Source organism: Pseudomonas sp. UBA1879, assembly GCF_002338065.1.
Classification (GTDB): domain Bacteria; phylum Pseudomonadota; class Gammaproteobacteria; order Pseudomonadales; family Pseudomonadaceae; genus Aquipseudomonas.
This window is the reverse complement of the sequence record NZ_DDHJ01000015.1, coordinates 129,574-146,287: the sequence shown is the minus strand read 5'-3', so window position 1 is coordinate 146,287 and position 16,714 is coordinate 129,574. Positions and strand designations below refer to the sequence as shown.

Annotated in this window: 13 protein-coding genes; 5 read left to right on the top strand and 8 right to left on the bottom strand. The window is 60.4% G+C overall.

Features of this window, described 5'->3' with window-relative positions; all coding sequences use genetic code 11:
• Positions 1–127 precede the first annotated feature (127 nt).
• Positions 128–901 (top strand): TSUP family transporter, encoded by a 774-nt coding sequence (locus tag B3N48_RS15760; protein ID WP_296185275.1) that lies wholly within the window; start codon positions 128–130, stop codon positions 899–901.
• Here the strand turns inward: B3N48_RS15760 and nudC are convergent.
• Together nudC and B3N48_RS15750 are read right to left on the bottom strand one after the other, a co-directional pair.
• Positions 857–1,711: an NAD(+) diphosphatase gene (gene nudC / locus B3N48_RS15755; protein WP_296185272.1), complete on the bottom strand. Its 855-nt coding sequence runs from the start codon at positions 1,709–1,711 to the stop codon at positions 857–859. The two genes, B3N48_RS15760 and nudC, sit on opposite strands and share 45 nt — an antisense overlap.
• A gap of 101 nt (positions 1,712–1,812) precedes the next feature.
• On the bottom strand, positions 1,813–2,625 hold the full coding sequence (locus B3N48_RS15750) for a crotonase/enoyl-CoA hydratase family protein (protein WP_296185270.1): 813 nt from the start codon (positions 2,623–2,625) through the stop codon (positions 1,813–1,815).
• A 297-nt stretch (positions 2,626–2,922) separates the two neighbouring features.
• Between B3N48_RS15750 and B3N48_RS15745 the strand changes: the two genes are divergently transcribed.
• Both B3N48_RS15745 and B3N48_RS15740 read left to right on the top strand, forming a co-directional pair.
• Positions 2,923–4,407, top strand: coding sequence for an ATPase domain-containing protein (locus tag B3N48_RS15745; RefSeq protein ID WP_296185269.1), 1,485 nt, complete (start codon positions 2,923–2,925; stop codon positions 4,405–4,407).
• Positions 4,404–6,434, top strand: coding sequence for a response regulator (locus B3N48_RS15740; RefSeq protein ID WP_296185268.1), 2,031 nt, complete (start codon positions 4,404–4,406; stop codon positions 6,432–6,434). The genes B3N48_RS15745 and B3N48_RS15740 overlap by 4 nt, the downstream gene beginning before the upstream one ends.
• A gap of 643 nt (positions 6,435–7,077) precedes the next feature.
• Here the strand turns inward: B3N48_RS15740 and B3N48_RS15735 are convergent.
• The 5 genes from B3N48_RS15735 to B3N48_RS15715 form a co-directional block, all read right to left on the bottom strand.
• Positions 7,078–7,455 carry a response regulator gene (locus B3N48_RS15735; protein ID WP_166595521.1) on the bottom strand — a complete coding sequence of 126 codons (378 nt, stop codon included), beginning with the start codon at positions 7,453–7,455 and terminating at the stop codon, positions 7,078–7,080.
• Positions 7,456–7,622: 167 nt separating this feature from the next.
• Positions 7,623–8,804: a hybrid sensor histidine kinase/response regulator gene (locus B3N48_RS15730; RefSeq protein WP_296185266.1), complete on the bottom strand. Its 1,182-nt coding sequence runs from the start codon at positions 8,802–8,804 to the stop codon at positions 7,623–7,625.
• The gene (locus B3N48_RS15725; protein ID WP_296185264.1) at positions 8,798–9,415 is read right to left on the bottom strand and encodes a chemotaxis protein CheB; all 618 of its coding nucleotides are present in this window, start codon (positions 9,413–9,415) and stop codon (positions 8,798–8,800) included. The genes B3N48_RS15730 and B3N48_RS15725 overlap by 7 nt, the downstream gene beginning before the upstream one ends.
• Positions 9,412–10,233: a CheR family methyltransferase gene (locus B3N48_RS15720; RefSeq protein ID WP_296185262.1), complete on the bottom strand. Its 822-nt coding sequence runs from the start codon at positions 10,231–10,233 to the stop codon at positions 9,412–9,414. Before B3N48_RS15720 ends, B3N48_RS15725 begins: the two co-directional genes overlap by 4 nt.
• Positions 10,234–10,281: 48 nt before the next feature.
• A complete protein-coding gene (locus B3N48_RS15715) occupies positions 10,282–13,800 on the bottom strand; it encodes a response regulator (RefSeq protein WP_296186161.1) in 3,519 nt (1,172 codons plus the stop codon).
• Between the two features lie 272 nt (positions 13,801–14,072).
• Here B3N48_RS15715 and B3N48_RS15710 point away from each other — a divergent pair, with 272 nt between their 5' ends.
• Positions 14,073–14,435, top strand: a complete 363-nt coding sequence (locus tag B3N48_RS15710; protein ID WP_296185260.1) for a response regulator — start codon at positions 14,073–14,075, stop codon at positions 14,433–14,435.
• Positions 14,436–14,526: 91 nt separating this feature from the next.
• Positions 14,527–15,729 carry a glycosyltransferase gene (locus B3N48_RS15705; protein ID WP_296186160.1) on the top strand — a complete coding sequence of 401 codons (1,203 nt, stop codon included), beginning with the start codon at positions 14,527–14,529 and terminating at the stop codon, positions 15,727–15,729.
• Positions 15,730–15,934: 205 nt separating this feature from the next.
• Here the strand turns inward: B3N48_RS15705 and cobF are convergent, their stop codons facing one another.
• Positions 15,935–16,696: a precorrin-6A synthase (deacetylating) gene (gene cobF / locus B3N48_RS15700; protein ID WP_296185258.1), complete on the bottom strand. Its 762-nt coding sequence runs from the start codon at positions 16,694–16,696 to the stop codon at positions 15,935–15,937.
• Between the last annotated feature and the right edge of the window lie 18 nt (positions 16,697–16,714).

Sequence of the window (16,714 nt, the reverse complement as noted above, 5' to 3'; positions counted from 1 at the left end):
GGCCGGGTTTCAGATCCGCTATTTGTGCCGTAAAAAACGGATTCGCCCTCCACCGGGGCCTGGCTTACCGGTAGAATGCCGCGCTTCCGGGCAGCCATTCTGCCTGCCTGCCCAGTAAGCCTTGCCCATGTCGTTCGAACTGTCCGTAGACCTCACCACGCTCGTGGTGCTTGCCCTCGTCGCCTTCGTGGCCGGTTTCATCGATGCCATTGCCGGGGGTGGCGGCTTGTTGACCACCCCCGCTCTGCTAACCGCCGGCCTGCCGCCGCATCTGGTGCTGGGCACCAACAAGCTCAGCTCGACGTTCGGGTCTGCCACCGCCGGCTTTACCTTTTATCGTCGCAAGCTGTTTCACCCGAAACAGTGGACCCGCGCCCTGATCGGCACCGCCATCGGTGCGTGGGTGGGCGCCGTGATTGCCCATTTTCTGCCCGCCGAGCTGTTGAACCAGATGCTGCCTGTGATCGTCTTCGGCTGCGGCCTGTACCTGCTGTTTGGCGGCACGCCCAAGGCACCGCTGGACAGCGATGCACCGATCAAAACCAAGTGGCAGCTTCCTCAGGGTCTGGGGCTGGGCTTCTACGACGGCGTTGCCGGTCCCGGCACGGGTGCGTTCTGGACGGTCAGCACGCTGCTGATGTACCCGGTTGACCTGGTGAAGGCCAGTGGCGTGGCGCGCAGCATGAACTTCGTCAGCAACGCGGCGGCGTTGAGCATCTTCGCCCTGAACGGCTCGGTGGACTGGGCCATCGGTCTGGTGATGGGCTCTGCGCTGATGGTGGGGGCGTTTCTGGGGGCGAGGACGGCGATTCAGGGCGGCGCCAAATTCATCCGCCCTGTCTTCATCACCGTTGTGTTAGGACTGACTGTCCGCCTGGCCTGGCAGCACTGGTTCCACTAAGCCCAGCCGTTTGGCCAGGTAGAGGTCGATCAGATAACGCGCGATGGAGCGACTGGCCGGCAACGGCGGCATGTCGTGGATGCTGAACCACTGCGCGTCTTCGATCTCGTCGGCCTGGGGCACGATGTCACCGCTGTCGTATTCAGCGTGAAAGCCCAGCATCATCGAGTGCGGGAACGGCCAGCACTGGCTGCCCTTGTACTCGATGTTCTTGACCTTGATCTGCACTTCTTCCATGACTTCCCGACGCACGCAGTCCTCGGCAGACTCCCCCGGTTCGGCAAACCCTGCCAGCGTGCTGTAGACGCCGGTCACGAAGCGCGGCGAGCGCGCCAGCAGGACCTCATCGCCACGGGTGATCAGCACGATCATGCTGGGCGAGATGCGCGGATAGGCGCGCAGGTCGCAACGGGTGCAGTGCATCGCACGTTCGCCTGGAATCTGCACATTCGGGCTGCCGCAATTGCCGCAAAAGCGATGCTCCTTGGCCCAGGTGCTGATCTGCGCCGCGTAGCCCAGCACCTGAAACAGCTCGGCATCGTCGCCCAGCATGAATTGGCGCAGCGTCTGCCAACGCGTGCCTTCCAACTCAACCGGGTGTTCAAGCACGTAAACGTAGACCGGCTCGCCATCGAAGTGGCCGATACCGTGTTCGCTGATCAGCGGAAGGTCCTGTCCCTTCAACCATTGGCGGGGAAACAGTGCGCCGTTGCTGTCCAGCAAAAAGCCCTGATCACTGTGGACCACAGCCCACCCGCCCACAGCCTGCGTATCGAGCACTGCGGTGGTCCAACGCCTGGGGCGCGTCATGAAAACACTCCTCTGGGCCGCGACCGACGCCACTCCCGGCCCGACACCCTCAAGGAGTCAGAGCCCGGAAGCGCCCGGTGCCTGCCGGTTGATAATCACGGTCAATTGTCGAAAACCGGCTTCTGCTTGCCCAGGTGGGCGGCCATTGCCAGCTTCAGGTCTGCCGATTGCAACATGGCAGCGTTCCAGGTGGCAACGTATTCCAGGCCGTCGTCGACGCTGTGATCGCGCATGTAGCCAATCATGCGCTTGCTGCCGCTGATGGCGATGGGTGATTTTCCGGCGATGTCGCGGGCGATGCCGAACACGCCTTCCAACAGTTGCGCCTGATCCGTGAAGGTTCGATTGACCAGCCCGATGCGCAGGGCTTCGTCAGCCTTGACGTTGCGACCGGTGTAGGCCATTTCCCGCATCATGCCGTCGCCGATCAGCCGAGGCAGGCGTTGCAGGGTGCCGACATCAGCGGCCATGCCCATGTCGATCTCGCGAATGGAAAACAGCGCGTCGTCCGCCGCATAACGCATGTCACAGGCGCTGATCAGGTCGATGGCGCCACCGATACAATAGCCTTGAACCGCCGCCAACACTGGCTTGCTGCAACGGTCCACCACGCTGAAGGATTCTTGCATCTGCAGAATCTTGCGCCGCAAAAGGCGAGCGTTACGCCCTACATCCTTGCCCAATTCGTTGGCCACCGAGGCCAGCATCATCAAGTCGATCCCCGACGAAAAATGCTTGCCCGCCCCGCTGAGGACCACCACGCGCACATCGTCGGTGTCTTCGATCCACTGAAAAATCTCGATGATTTCGCGCCAGAATGCCGCGTTCATGGCATTGATCTTTTCGGGGCGATTGATTTGCACGTGGGCAATGTGCTCGGTCAGTTCGACGTTGAAAGCGCTGTAGTCGGACACGGCGATGATCCTTGAATGGCCTACGATGGTTGAAAACTCCAGAGGCCGGACTATATCAAGGCGATCCGGGCGTCGCAGGCCACGGTTGCGCCATTTGCCGGACTCGGGGAGTGGCGGGGCAGACGCGAAAACCGCCCGGCGCTATCATCCTGCCACCGAGAAAAAGTGAACCGCCTAGTACACCCATGGTCCAGAGACAGAGCACTTGAACACTGCATTTGCCGTGTTTGCGCGTGCCCGGGGCGATCGATCCACGATTGACGCCCACATTTTTTTCAGGTCGCAAGAGGGCGATTCTTGACTACATCAAAAGCGGCAACCGGCATCGTGGGCCTGGACGACATCCTTGCAGGAGGTCTTTCACGCAGTCATGTGTTTCTTCTTGAGGGAGAACCCGGAACCGGCAAGACCACCGTGGCCTTGCAATTCCTGTTGGCAGGGGCTGCAGCAGGTGAACGCTGTCTGTACATCACGCTGTCCGAGACGGAGCGCGAATTGCGCGATGGCGCCCGCTCCCACGGCTGGGAATTGAGCGAGCAGATCGATGTATTCGAATTGACCCCGCCAGAAGACCTGCTCAACGCCGAGCATCAGCAAAGCCTGTTGTACTCGTCGGACCTTGAGCTGGGCGAAGCTACCAAACAGATTTTCGAAGTGGTCGAGCGTGTCCGCCCCTCAAGGGTGGTCATCGACAGCCTGTCTGAAATCCGCCTGCTGGCGCAAAGCTCGTTGCGCTACCGTCGGCAGATTCTGGCGATCAAGCATTATTTCGCGCGTTACGACGCGACGGTCATCCTGCTGGACGACCTCACCACTGAGGCGCTGGACAAAACCGTCCACAGTGTCGCCCACGGCGTCATTCGTCTTGAGGAATTGACTCCCTCCTACGGCGCCGAGCGTCGGCGGCTGCGGGTAGTCAAATACAGGGGCCAGAAATACCGTGGCGGCTATCACGACTTCAACATTCTGGAAGACGGCATTCATGTTTTTCCGCGCCTGGTCGCAGCCGAACACCGGAACGGCTACCAGAGCATTCCGCTGAGCAGCGATATCCCCGAGCTCGATGCACTGCTCGGCGGCGGCATCGACAGCGGGTCCAGCACGCTGGTTCTCGGCCCTGCCGGCACCGGCAAATCGCTAATCGCCCTGGTGTTCGCCGCGGCTGCCGTGGCTCGTGGCGAGAAAGTCGGGCTGTTCATCTTCGACGAAGAGCTGCGGCTGCTGTTCGAGCGCATGAAAAAAGTCGGCATCGATCTGCAAGCACTGCAGGACACCGGCAACCTGACGATCGAACAGGTGGACGCGGCCGAGCTGTCACCGGGCGAGTTTTCTCACCGTGTGCGCCGCTGCGTCGACGAGAAAGGCATTCGCACCGTGATCATCGACAGCCTGAACGGCTATCAGGCGGCAATGCCAGAGGAAAATGCGCTGGTGCTGCACATGCATGAGTTGCTGCTGTACCTCAATCGCCAAGGCGCCTCAACGTTCATGACGGTTGCGCAACACGGCCTGGTCGGTGACATGCGCACGCCGGTGGACATCACTTATCTCGCCGACACGGTGATCCTGTTGCGTTATTTCGAAGCGCTAGGCAAAGTCCGTCGCGCGATCTCCATCATCAAGAAACGCACGGGTACCCATGAGTCGACCATCCGCGAATACCGCATCGGCGGCTCCGGCATGACCATCGGCGCGCCGCTGGAAGCCTTTCAAGGCGTCTTGCGTGGGGTGCCTCATTATTATGGCGAGAGCAATCCGCTGTTACGGGACGAGGACGTGTGAGTACACCGGGACAACTGTCGGAACGCGCCATCATCCTGGCCCCCCATGGCCGGGACAGTCAGATCGCCTTGAGAATCCTGCAGGAAGCAGGGTTCCCGGCGCTCATCACCCATGACCTGGAAGGTCTGTGCAAAGAGCTGATTTCCGGTGCAGGCCTGGCCATCGTTGCCGACGAAGCCCTGCACGGTATCGACCTGAACCCGTTGCTGAGCCTGTTGAGCCATCAAGCGGCCTGGTCTGATCTGCCTATCGTGCTACTGACCCACCACGGCGGCCCGGAGCAGAACCCCTCTTCCCGCCTCGGCAAGTTGCTCGGCAACGTCACGTTCCTGGAACGGCCTTTTCATCCGGCGACGTTGGTCAGCCTGGTCACCACCGCGGTGCGCGGCCGCCGTCGGCAGTACGAGGCCCGCAGCCGCTTGGAAGACCTGCTGGAAAGCGAACAGCGCTTGCAGCACGCACTCAAAGCGGGGCGTTTAGGTTCGTGGCAGCTTGAGGTCGAATTCCTCGAACTGGACTGTTCGGGCATCAGCAAAGTGCACTTCGGGCGCGACGAACACGCACCTTTCACCTACCACGAGTGGCTGGAATCGGTGTACGCCGCCGACCAACCGCGCATGCAGTCAGCGTTACAGCGCAGTCTCGACTCCGGCGACGACTTCATCATCGAGTTTCGCAACCTGTGGCCCGATGGCTCGCTGCACTGGGTCGACGTGCGTGCCCGAGCCCTGCGTGCACGCAATGGCCGGGTCAGCCTGCTGGCCGGCGTGACTTCGGACATCACCGAACGCAAGCAGGCCGAGCAACAGTTGCGTCGACTCAATGAAACCCTTGAGCAGCAAGTCGAAGAGCGCACCTCACAGCTGCGGCAGAATGAAGAAGTGCTGCGTCAGTCGCAGAAAATGGAAGCCGTGGGGCAACTCACAGGCGGCATCGCTCATGACTTCAACAACATGCTTACCGGCATCATCGGCAGCCTGGAATTGCTCAGGCGCCGCATCGCCAAGGGCCGGACCGAAGACCTCGACGGGCTGATCGACCTGGGCGTGACATCCGCCAACCGCGCGGCCGCCCTGACCCATCGTCTGCTGGCGTTTTCCCGACGCCAGTCGCTGGACTCCAAGCCAGTGGAAATGAATGCGCTGGTCAATTCCATGGGCGAATTGCTGCACCGCAGTGTCAACGAAAGCGTGCGCCTGGACATGTGCCTGGAGCCCGAACTGTGGACCGCGGAAGCAGACCCCAACCAGCTCGAAAGCGCCCTGCTCAACCTGGTGCTGAACGCCCGTGACGCCATGCCGAATGGCGGCATGCTGATGATCGAAACCTTTAACCGTACCCTCGACCGCTCATTCACCAACGCCTACGAAAACCTGCTGCCCGGTGATTATGTGGTCCTCAGCGTCACCGACACGGGTTCGGGCATGCCGGAAAGCGTGATCAGCCGCGCGTTCGACCCGTTCTTCACCACCAAACCCATCGGCCAGGGCACAGGGCTCGGGTTGTCGATGATCTATGGCTTCGCCAAGCAATCTCGCGGCCACGTCTCCATTGACAGTCAGGTAGGCCACGGCACCACGGTGCAGCTGTTTCTGCCGCGTTTCCATGGCCACAAGGACGCGGAGGACTTCCCCGCCCATCACAAGGCCGTGGAAGCCCGCGAGGGCGAGACGATCCTGATCGTAGAAGACGACCCGGCAGTGCGGGCGCTGGTCAGCCAGGTGTTGAGCGAATTGGGCTATCGATACTTGGAGGCCGGAGACGCGCTCGGCGCGGTGCCGATCCTCGAATCCGGGCAGCGAATCGATCTGTTGATCAGCGACGTTGGCCTGCCGGGGATGAATGGACGACAACTGGCGGACATCGGCCGCCAGTTACGCCCTGAGCTGCGAGTGTTGTTCATCACCGGCTACGCGGAAAACGCCGGCACCCGCGCCGGGTTTCTTGAAGAAGGCATGCAGATGATCACCAAGCCGTTCGCGTTCGATCAATTGACCGCGAAGGTCAGGGAGATGATTGAGGGGTGAGCCTCAGCCAGGCCTGGTATGAGCGCCCACCCGCGCAAGGCGGCAGCGGAATCAGACATATTGCCTGCAGGAGCAGCCAGGGAGGTGGTGGATCAGATGATTTGTCTCTGATTGACCCGACGCCATCGCGGCCGTCGTTCCTCCGGCGGCTCCTACAAAGATCGCGGTACGCCGAGGATTTGGGTCCGCCACCAAACCTGTAGGAGCCGCCGGAGGCACGACGGCCGCGATGGCGGTGGGACAGGCGATGTGTTTTTGACTGAGCTGACGCCATCGCTGCCGTTGTTCCCCCGGCGGCTCCTACTGAGATTGCGCCGTGTGGAGGATTCAGGCTCGTCGCCAAACCTGTAGGAGCCGCCGGAGGCACGACGGCCGCGATGGCGGTGGGTCAGGCGATGTGTTTTTGACTGAGCTGACGCCATCGCTGCCGTTGTTCCTCCGGCGGCTCCTACGGAGATTGCGCCGTGCGGGGAATTTCGGCCCGTCGCCAAACCTGTAGGAGTAGGCTTGCCTGCGATCTGGCGCGGAGCGGCAGTAAAACCAGGCATCCCAATGCGTCGGACGGAACGCTAATTGAGTATCTGCCGCCCTGCGCTACAGATCGCGGACAGGCCGTTCCTGCGCAACCGGCATGCCGCTTCGATTAATTCAACAGACTCTGAATCTTCGAGTGCAGCGTTTCCATGGTGAACGGCTTGGCCAGGATAGGCACTTTGCCGACGATGGGGCTGCCGGTTTCGATGATTTCTGCGGGGTAACCGCTGATGAAAATGACCTTGAGCTCCGGTCGCAGCTTCACCGCCGGCTCGGCAATCATCACCCCGGAAACCCCGCCCGGCAGGCGGTAGTCGGTGATCATCAAATCCAGGTGCGGCTTGGTCGCGAGGATCTCGAACGCCTGCTCGCCGTTCTCCGCTTGCAGGACCCGGTATCCCTCCCCTGACAGATAGTCGGACAGCAGCATCAGGATCAGCGGCTCGTCTTCGACGATCAGTACGACATTTTCAGCATCAGAGCTCATTGGAACGCCTTCAATCTTATAAATAGCTGCCATTACGACCATGGCTCGCTCTGGAGGTTGCGCAGAAAAATCAGATATTTACCCGGACGCCGCTGACGTTTTAAACGGCCGCGTCAACAACGATGAACGCGCCCGTCTGCTACGCGGCTGACAGGCCGAACGAGCGTTTACAGGGGCAGGCTGACGCGGAAGGTCGAGCCGCTGCCCTCCTCGCTTTCCACCGAAATCGTACCGCTGTGGGCCGCGACGATCTGGTCGGAAATGAACAGGCCCAGCCCAAGTCCGTTGACGGCGTGGCTCGCGGACACCCGCTCGAACTGCTGGAAGATACGCTTCTGATTTTCAGCGCTGATGCCGATGCCCTGATCCTTGACCTCGACCCGCGCCTCGTTGCCTGCACTGTAGACCCGCACTTCTATCGGCTTATGAGCGCCGTAGCGCAGCGCGTTGGTCAGCAGGTTTGCCAACACCTGCTCGATGCGGAACTCGTCCCAGACGCCGATCACCGGTTCACTGGCGTGCAGCGTCACCACGCTTTCGGCAGCTGCAATTTGCGCGGCGTAGCTTTCCACCAGATTGACCACCAGTTCTGCCAGATCAAACGCGCTGGTCCGGATCGACAGCTTGCCGGTGCGAATGCGCGACACGTCGAGCATGTCTTCGATCAAACGGATGAGGCTCTGAATCTGGCGTTCGTCACGCTCGACCATGGCCTTGAGCTTGTCCATGGTAAACGCCGACGAGTTGTCCTTGGCCAAGTGCAACTTGCGCAGTTGGGTCTCCAGAATCAACCCGTTGAGCGGCGTGCGCACTTCATGGGAGACGATGGACATGAAGTCGTCGCGCATGCGAATCGCGTGTTCCAGTTCGTTCTGTGTGGATTTCAATTCACGCAGCAGCGCTTCCTGCTCCTGACGACTGCGCTCCAATTCCTCGACCTGCTGCTTCATGGCTTTGCGCTGGCGATACAGATCGACGAACACGTTGACCTTGCTCTTCACCGCATGGATATCCAGCGGCTTGTGCAAGAAGTCCACCGCCCCGCTTTCATAGCCCTTGAACGCATAATTCAGCTCACGGCCCGCGGCGCTGACGAACACGATGGGAATGTTTTTGGTCTTTTCGGTGCCACGCATCATCTCGGCCAGCTCGAACCCGTTCATGCCCGGCATCTGCACGTCAAGGATCGCCATGGCGAATTCATGCTCCAACAGCAGCGACAACGCTTCGTCGGCGGACAGCGCCTTGAACACCTGTCGATCTTCGCGCTTGATCAGTGCTTCAAGCGCGAGCAGGTTTTCCGGCAGATCGTCGACGATCAGCAACTTGGCTTTGATTTCACTCAGCATGCAATTCGTTCCAGCTCGACAAGCAAGAGGCCAATGTCGGGCAAAGGCAGGAGAAAGTCCGGTGTGAGCAAGGCCAGTGCAGCGTCGGGCATGGTGCGTGCCAGCGCTTGGGCAGGGTCTTGGACCACGGTAAGACCACCGTATTCCTTGATTCGTGCCATTCCCTTGGCACCATCGTTGTTAGCGCCGGTCAACAACACCCCGGCCAGCCGTGCATCGTACGCGTCCGCAGCGGATTCGAAGAGAATATCGATGCTGGGACGGGAGTGATAAACCCGCTCTTCCTGACTGAACGACAGGGTTCTGTCCGCTTCCACGGACAGGTGATAACCGGGTGCGGCAAAGTACAGCGTGCCGGGGACGATGCTCTCCTTGTCATCGGCCTCCTTCACCGGTATCGCCAAGCGCGAAGCGAACACCTCGGCCAGCAGGCTACGGCGTTCGTCAGGCAAATGCAGCACGGCGATGATAGGCAGACTGAAGCCCCGGCGCAGCGATTTGAATATTTTCAGCAATGCCTCGACCCCACCCGCAGAGGCGCCGACGACAATCGCGTCTACCTTCGGTAACGCGGGCAGGTCAGACGCGCCGCCTGGAAACGTCGTTCTCATGATTTGCGATAAATCCGCTCATGTTTGACCAAGGGTTCGAATCTGTCCTTGAAACCGGAAAACTCCAGGGTTTCCCGGCTGCCCAGCACCAGAAAGCCGCGATGACACAGGGACTCGTGAAACAGCCCGAACGCCCGGTCCTGCAGCTTCTTGTTGAAATAGATCAGCACATTGCGACAGGAGATCAGCTGCGTCTCGGAAAACACGCTGTCAGTGGCCAGGCTGTGGTCGGCGAAGGTCACGTTCTCGCGCAAGGTCTTGTCAAAAATCGCGTGATCATAGGCCGCCGTGTAGTACTCGGAAAACAGACGCTTACCCCCAGCTTTCAGGTAATTCTCGTTGTAGCCGCGCATGTTCTCCATCGAGAAAATGCCCTGCTTGGCTTTCTCCAGCGACGTGGGGTTGATGTCGGTGGCGTAGATGATCGTCCGCTCCAGCAACCCTTCCTCACGCAACAGGATGGCCATCGAGTACACCTCCTCCCCCGTGCTGCATCCGGCAATCCAGATTTTCAGCGAGGGGTAGGTCTTGAGCAACGGCACCACTTCCTGCCGAATCGCCAGGAAGTGCGTCGGGTCGCGAAACATCTCGCTCACAGGGATAGTCAGGAACTGCAACAGTTGCATGAACGCCGACGGATCGTGCAACACCCGCTCCTGCAGCGCCGAAATGGTATTCAACTCGAAATGACGCAGCGCGTGAACGACGCGTCGTTTGACCGACGCGCCCGAATAATCGCGAAAATCGTAGCTGTACTTCAGGTAAATCGCCTCGATCAACAAACGCAGTTCGATCTCGGTGTTTCGCTCATGGGCCATCGGTAAAACCTGGTCTTTCAACGGGCGTGGTCAATTGATCCGATCCCTTTAGATACGTTCCATTTTCGGCAACCACACACGGATCAGCGAAAACAGGCGGTCCAGGTCGATCGGCTTGGCCAGGTAATCGTTGGAACCGGCCTGCAGGCAGCGATCCTGATCGTCTTTCATGGCTTTGGCGGTCACGGCGATGATCGGCAGCTTGCGCCAGCGCGGGTCTTTGCGGATCTGGGTGGTCGCTTCGAAACCATCCATCTCAGGCATCATCACGTCCATCAGCACCAGATCAATGTCCTCGACGGTGTTGAGCTTTTCGATCGCCTCTAAACCATTACGCCCCACTTCGACGATGGCGCCTTTGTGTTCCAGCGCGCTGGTCAGGGCAAAAATGTTGCGCACGTCGTCGTCGACCACCAGGATCCGGCGGCCTTCGAACACGCGGTCGCGGCTGCGGGCGGTCTTGAGCATCCTCTGCCGCTCGTTCGACAGTTGCGACTCGACCTTGTGCAGGAACAGCGTGACCTCGTCCAGCAAGCGCTCAGGGGAGCGCGCGCCTTTGATAATGATGGTGCGCGAATACTTCAGCAGCTCAGCTTCTTCGTCGCGGGTCAGGTTGCGGCCGGTGTAGACGATGACCGGCGGGAATGCGCAGATTTCATCGGTGGACATGCGCTTGAGCAGGTCATTGCCGAGCATGTCCGGGAGTTTCAGGTCGATGATCATGCAGTCGTAAGCGTTGTCGCGCAGCAATTCAAGCGCATCCTGGGCGAAGCCGACGGCGGTGATCTCAATGTCATCGTCGCCGATCAAGCGGGCGATGCTGTCGCGCTGCAGGGCGTCATCTTCGACCAGCAGCACCCGCTTCACTTTCTGCGTGAGCTTGGCTTCGAGGCGAGCGAACACGTCCTTGAGTTCTTCGCGGGTGGTCGGCTTGACCGCATAGCCGATGGCGCCCATTTGCAACGCGGCTTCCTGGCGGTCTTCGACAGAAATGACGTGAACCGGGATGTGCCGGGTGCTCGGCAGTTCTTTCAGACGTTGCAATACCGTCAGGCCTGAATGGTCCGGCAGGCGCATGTCCAGCAAGATCGCATCGGGCAGGTAGCTCGACGCCAGATCGAAGCCTTCGTCTGCGGCATGGGCGACCAGGCAGTGGTAGCCCAGTTCGTGCGCCAGGTCATAGAGGATATGGGCGAAACGCACCTCGTCTTCGATGACCAGAATGCAGCGCTTGCTGAATGGCGCCTTGTCGCGGTCGTCAGCGAAGCGTGGCACGGCTTCGGCGGCAGGCGCCGGCCTGGTGGCCACAGGCGCTGGCGCCGGCGCTGGTGCAGGCGGAGCCAGAACAGGCGCAGGGGCGGCCTGCGCGGTCACGGGGGTGGCGTCAATGAACGGGTTCTGTTCGACGTACTCTTCTGGCAGCACTAGCGTGAAGATACTGCCCTGTCCCGGTTCGCTGGTGACGGTGATCGAACCGCCCAGCAGACGCGCCAGATCCCGCGAAATCGACAGGCCCAGCCCCGTGCCGCCGTAGCGACGGTTGGTGGTGCCGTCGGCCTGACGGAAGGCCTCGAAGATGCTTTCCTGCTGATCAGGGGCAATGCCGATACCGGTGTCGCGCACGGTAAAGACGATGCCTTCGTGGGGCTGACGGGACACGGTCAGGCTGACCGAGCCGGTTTCGGTGAATTTGATCGCGTTGGACAGCAGGTTCTTGAGGATCTGTTCCAGACGTTGGCGATCGGTGTACAGCGACACCGGCGCACCCGGCTGAACCTCGACCGAGAACTGCAGCTGCTTGTCGGCGGCGACGGGCTGGAAGGTCATGCGCAGGCTGTCCACCAGGCGGCTGACGCTGCTGTTTTCCGGGCGCATGTCCAGTTTGCCGGCCTCGACCTTGGAGATGTCGAGGATGTCGTTGATCAGGTTCAGCAGGTCGTTGCCAGCGGAATAGATCGACTCGGCAAACGTCACCTGCTCCTGGGTGAGGTTGTCCAGCGGGTTCTCGGCCAGGAGTTTCGCCAGAATCAACGAACTGTTCAGCGGCGTGCGCAGCTCATGGGACATGTTGGCGAGGAATTCGGATTTGTATTTGCTTGAACGCTGCAACTCGTCAGCACGGGCTTGCAGCTCGATCTGAGCGATATTCAGCTCTTCATTGTTGCGGTCCAGGGCGTCGCGCTGGTCGGCCAGCGCTTGGCTCTGTTCCGCGAGCTGTTCGTTGGTCTGCTCCAGCTCGGCCTGCTGGGTTTCCAGGTGGGCCTGGGATTCCTTGAGAATCCGCGACTGCTCTTCCAGTTCTTCGTTGGCGGTGCGCAGCTCTTCCTGTTGCACTTGCAGCTCTTCGTTGAGTTGCTGAGTCTCGGCCAGGACCTCCTGCAAACGCTGACGATAACGCGCCGCCTCGATCGAGGTGCCGACGTTATCAGCCACCAGTTCGAGGAACTCGATGTCGCGCGGGGTCAGTTCGCGGAGAAAGCCCAGTTCGATCACGCCGTTGACCTGATCATCGTTGCTCGTAGGCACCACAATCACACTGCGCGGCGCGCCGTCGCCCAGCCCCGACGAGACTTTGAAATAGTCCATCGGCACGTCATTAAGCGTGATGATTTCGTCCTGCTCGGCGGATTTGCCGACCACGCCTTCGCCGCTGTAGAGCGACTGTTCCTGCAATTCCTGTTCGCGGGAAAAACCATACGAAGCGACACGCACCAGGCCGCCGTGTTCCTGACGCACGTAGACTGCAGCCACCACCGCGCCCAGATAGTGCGCAAAGAACTGCAGGACATTGCGCCCCAACAGGTTCAGGGTCAGTTGGCCAATGACTTGCTCGGCCAGATCGCTTTGCCCGTTACGCAGCCACGCGACATGGGCCAGGCGTTCGGCGTCATCTTGCTGGGCCTTGAGATTGGACGCGTAGGTGGACGACAGCGCGGTCATGTCGCGACGCCCGACCCAGGCCAGAATGCCGCTGACGATGAGGATAAACACGATGTAGAGCGCGACCGAAACCACGGTGGTGTGGGTGACGTCGGTGTTTCGGTTCAGACGCAATTGGTGTTCGATATTCGCTGCCTGATCGTATTGATCGCGAATTTCATCGGCCAGACGCTTGCCCCGACGGTTCTGGATCGGCGTGGCGTAATCACCGCCGTTGCGACGCAGCGCGATCATCTCCTGCGCAAACTGGTTCCACGATTCCTGCATGGCGGCCAGGCGCTTGAAACGGTCCACCTGCTCGGGGTTGTCGGCGACCAGATCCTCCAGCCCTTTCAGCTCGGCGATGATGCTCGGCTTGGCGACTTCGTAGGGGTCCAGGAAGCGTTCGTCTCCCGTCAACAGGAAGCCGCGCATGCCGGTTTCCATGTCCACCGACAGCTTCAACGACCGGTTGATGTTGTTGATCACCCGGTCGGTGTGTTCGACCCACTGGATCACCGACAGCAGGTAGGTAATCAGGATCACGAAGAAAGCGGCACTGAGAACGCCGACCGCCAAGGGCAAGCTGACATTGCGGCTCAGGAGTTTGCGGAAACGTTGCTCATCGACAGCAGAGGTGTGGATCATCGCAAGGGCCCAGGACATATTCGGCTAAACAACGGAGTTTGCCGCAATGTTCAGAAAAAGACTCCAGTTTCTGACATACACGACTGAATTTTCTGACTTTGGTCAGGGAGTAAAAGTCGGCGTACTATACGTTCGAGTGACTGCCTCGCGCTATCACACTCAATTGGATTGTCGTTTTGCGGCGCGGAACTTGTCACAATCGCTGGCTTTATTTTTCAGCAGATCGGGCGGAAGTCGCTCGTTCCGTCTTTTGCCATTTCGAAGGAAATTTTATGCCCCACCCAACCAGCACGATCCTGGTGGTTGAAGATGACAGCATCGTCCGGATGTTGATCGTCGACGTTCTCGAAGAGCTCGACTACACCGTGCTCGAAGCGGCCGATGGCGGCGAGGCGTTGACCTTCCTGCAGGACGAGACGCAGGTCATCGATCTGATGATGACCGACAAGGGCCTCCCGGACATGGACGGCATCGATCTGGCGAAGCAGGCGGCGGTGCTGCGCTCGACGTTGCCGATCCTGTTCGCCAGCGGCTACGCCGAGAACATTGACGTGCCCGCAGGCATGCATTCGATCGGCAAGCCGTTTTCCATCGATCAGTTGCGGGACAAGGTGAACGGCATCCTTGGCAAGTGATCGTTCTGCTCTGGCCGCACCCGATTTGCATGTCCTGATCATCGGTTATGTGTGGCCGGAGCCACGCTCTTCGGCCGCCAGCGGCCATGTCATGCAATTGATCGACTGCTTTCTCGAACAGGGCTGGCGCATCACGTTCGCCAGCGCGGCCACCGAGGGCGAGCGACGCGCCGATCTGACCCGCCTGGGCATCGACGAAGTCGCCATTGCCGTGAACGACAGCCGCTTCGACACGTTTGTCGCTGAGCTTCAGCCGGACGTGGTGCTGTTCGATCAGTTTTTGATGGAGGAGCAATTCGGCTGGCGGGTCGAGAAACATGCGCCAGACGCCCTGCGGGTGCTGGAAACCTGCGACCTGCAAAGTTTGCGGCAGGCCCGGCAGCAGTTGCTCAAAGACGTCGTAAAAGCGGGTAGGGATTGTTCGGATGCCCTGTTCGCTGCCCCCGATGCAGAGATGTTCAGGCGGATGGCCGTGACCGACCTGGCTCAGCGGGAAATCGCCTCGTTCTATCGCTGCGACCTGAATCTGCTGGTGTCCGACGTCGAGCTCGATCTGCTGACCCGGTATTTTCGGGTGCCTGCCGAATTGCTGCATCTCTGCCCACTGATGCTGCGCGACCCACCTGCCCACGGTCGGGGCTTTGACCAGCGTCAGCACTTTCTCACCATCGGCAATTTCCGCCATGCGCCCAACTGGGATGCCGTGCTGTGGTTGAAGAACACCCTCTGGCCGCTGATCCGCCAGCAGTTGCCGACGGCGCAGCTGCACGTCTATGGCGCTTACACGCCGCCCAAGGCGACAGCGCTGCATAATGCGGCCCAGGGCTTTCACATTAAAGATTGGGCCGAGGATGCGCTGGAAGTGATGTCGGCCGCGCGGGTCTCCCTGGCGCCATTGCGCTTCGGTGCGGGCATCAAAGGCAAAGTGATGGACGCCATGGCCTGCGGCACCCCAACGGTCACCACGCCGATCGGTGCCGAGGGCATGCAGGGCGACCTGCCGTTTCCCGGCGCAGTGGCGGGTAATGCTCAGGCCCTGGCAGATGAGGCAGTTCGGCTGTACACCGATCAGGTGGCCTGGCAAGACGCCCAAACGGCGGGATGGCACATACTGGCTGAACGCTTTCGCTTCGAGGTGCACTGCAAAACGCTGGTTGAGCGTATTCGGCAGTTACTCGAAGATTTGCCAGCCCACCGGGCCGCGAATTTCACCGGCGCCATGCTTCGGCACCACCAGCACAAAAGCACGCAATACATGTCGCAGTGGATCGAGGCGAAGAATCGGAAAGACTGAAGCGCCTGCCCGGCTTGCTACCGCGCCCTTCTACACAATTACGCATACGGCAGGCGATTTCCGAATGAATACATCCCGTGGCAGCGGGCTTGCAGGCGAATGCGTCACACCAGACACTTCAATGTTGTCTGAAGCACCATATTCGCCAGCAAACCGGCTCCCACAGTCCAAGCCAGACTATCCATCCCGGCCCGCGCCGAGCCGCTCACCCTAAATCCCGCCGCAACAGGTAGGTGTCCATGATCCACCCCTTCCTCGCCCTCGCCGCTTCCCGGGCCTGTTTGATCCGCTCGCTCACGTCTTTCAACGGCCCTGAAATCAGCACCTCATCCTCAGTCCCCAAGTACGCGCCCCAATAAATGTGCAGGTCGTGCGAGGCAAACCGTTCGAACGCGCACTGCGCGTCCAGCATCACCACGACGTTGTCGATGTCGCCCCCCTCCTCCTGAGCCAGCCTGCGCCCGGTGGTGATTCGAATCGGTTCGCCAATGCGGTTCAAGGCAATTCGATGCTGCGCTGCCAAAGCCTGAACACTGGTGATGCCTGGAATCACCTCATACTCGAACGCCTCGTTCCCCCGCGACAGGATTCGTTCGAGAATCCGCAGCGTGCTGTCGTACAGCGCCGGATCGCCCCACACCAGGAACCCGCCCGTTTCGTCCGGCTTCAGTTCCTCGGTGATCAAGCGCTCCCACAACGCCGCCCGCTGCTCGTGCCAGTGTTCGATGCCGTGCTGATAGGAAGCCGGATCCTCCTCACGGCGAGGGTCCTGCACCTGCACCAGGCGATACCCATCACCTTCGATATACCGCTCGCAAATCTCCCGCCGCAGGCGCAACAACTCATCATCGGCATACCCCTTGTCGAGGATGAAAAACACCATCGCCCGATTCAACGCCTTGATCGCCTGAATGGTGATGTGCTCGGGGTTGCCCGCGCCGATGCCGATGACGAGGATTTTTTTCATGGGGTAACCGTTCCAGGT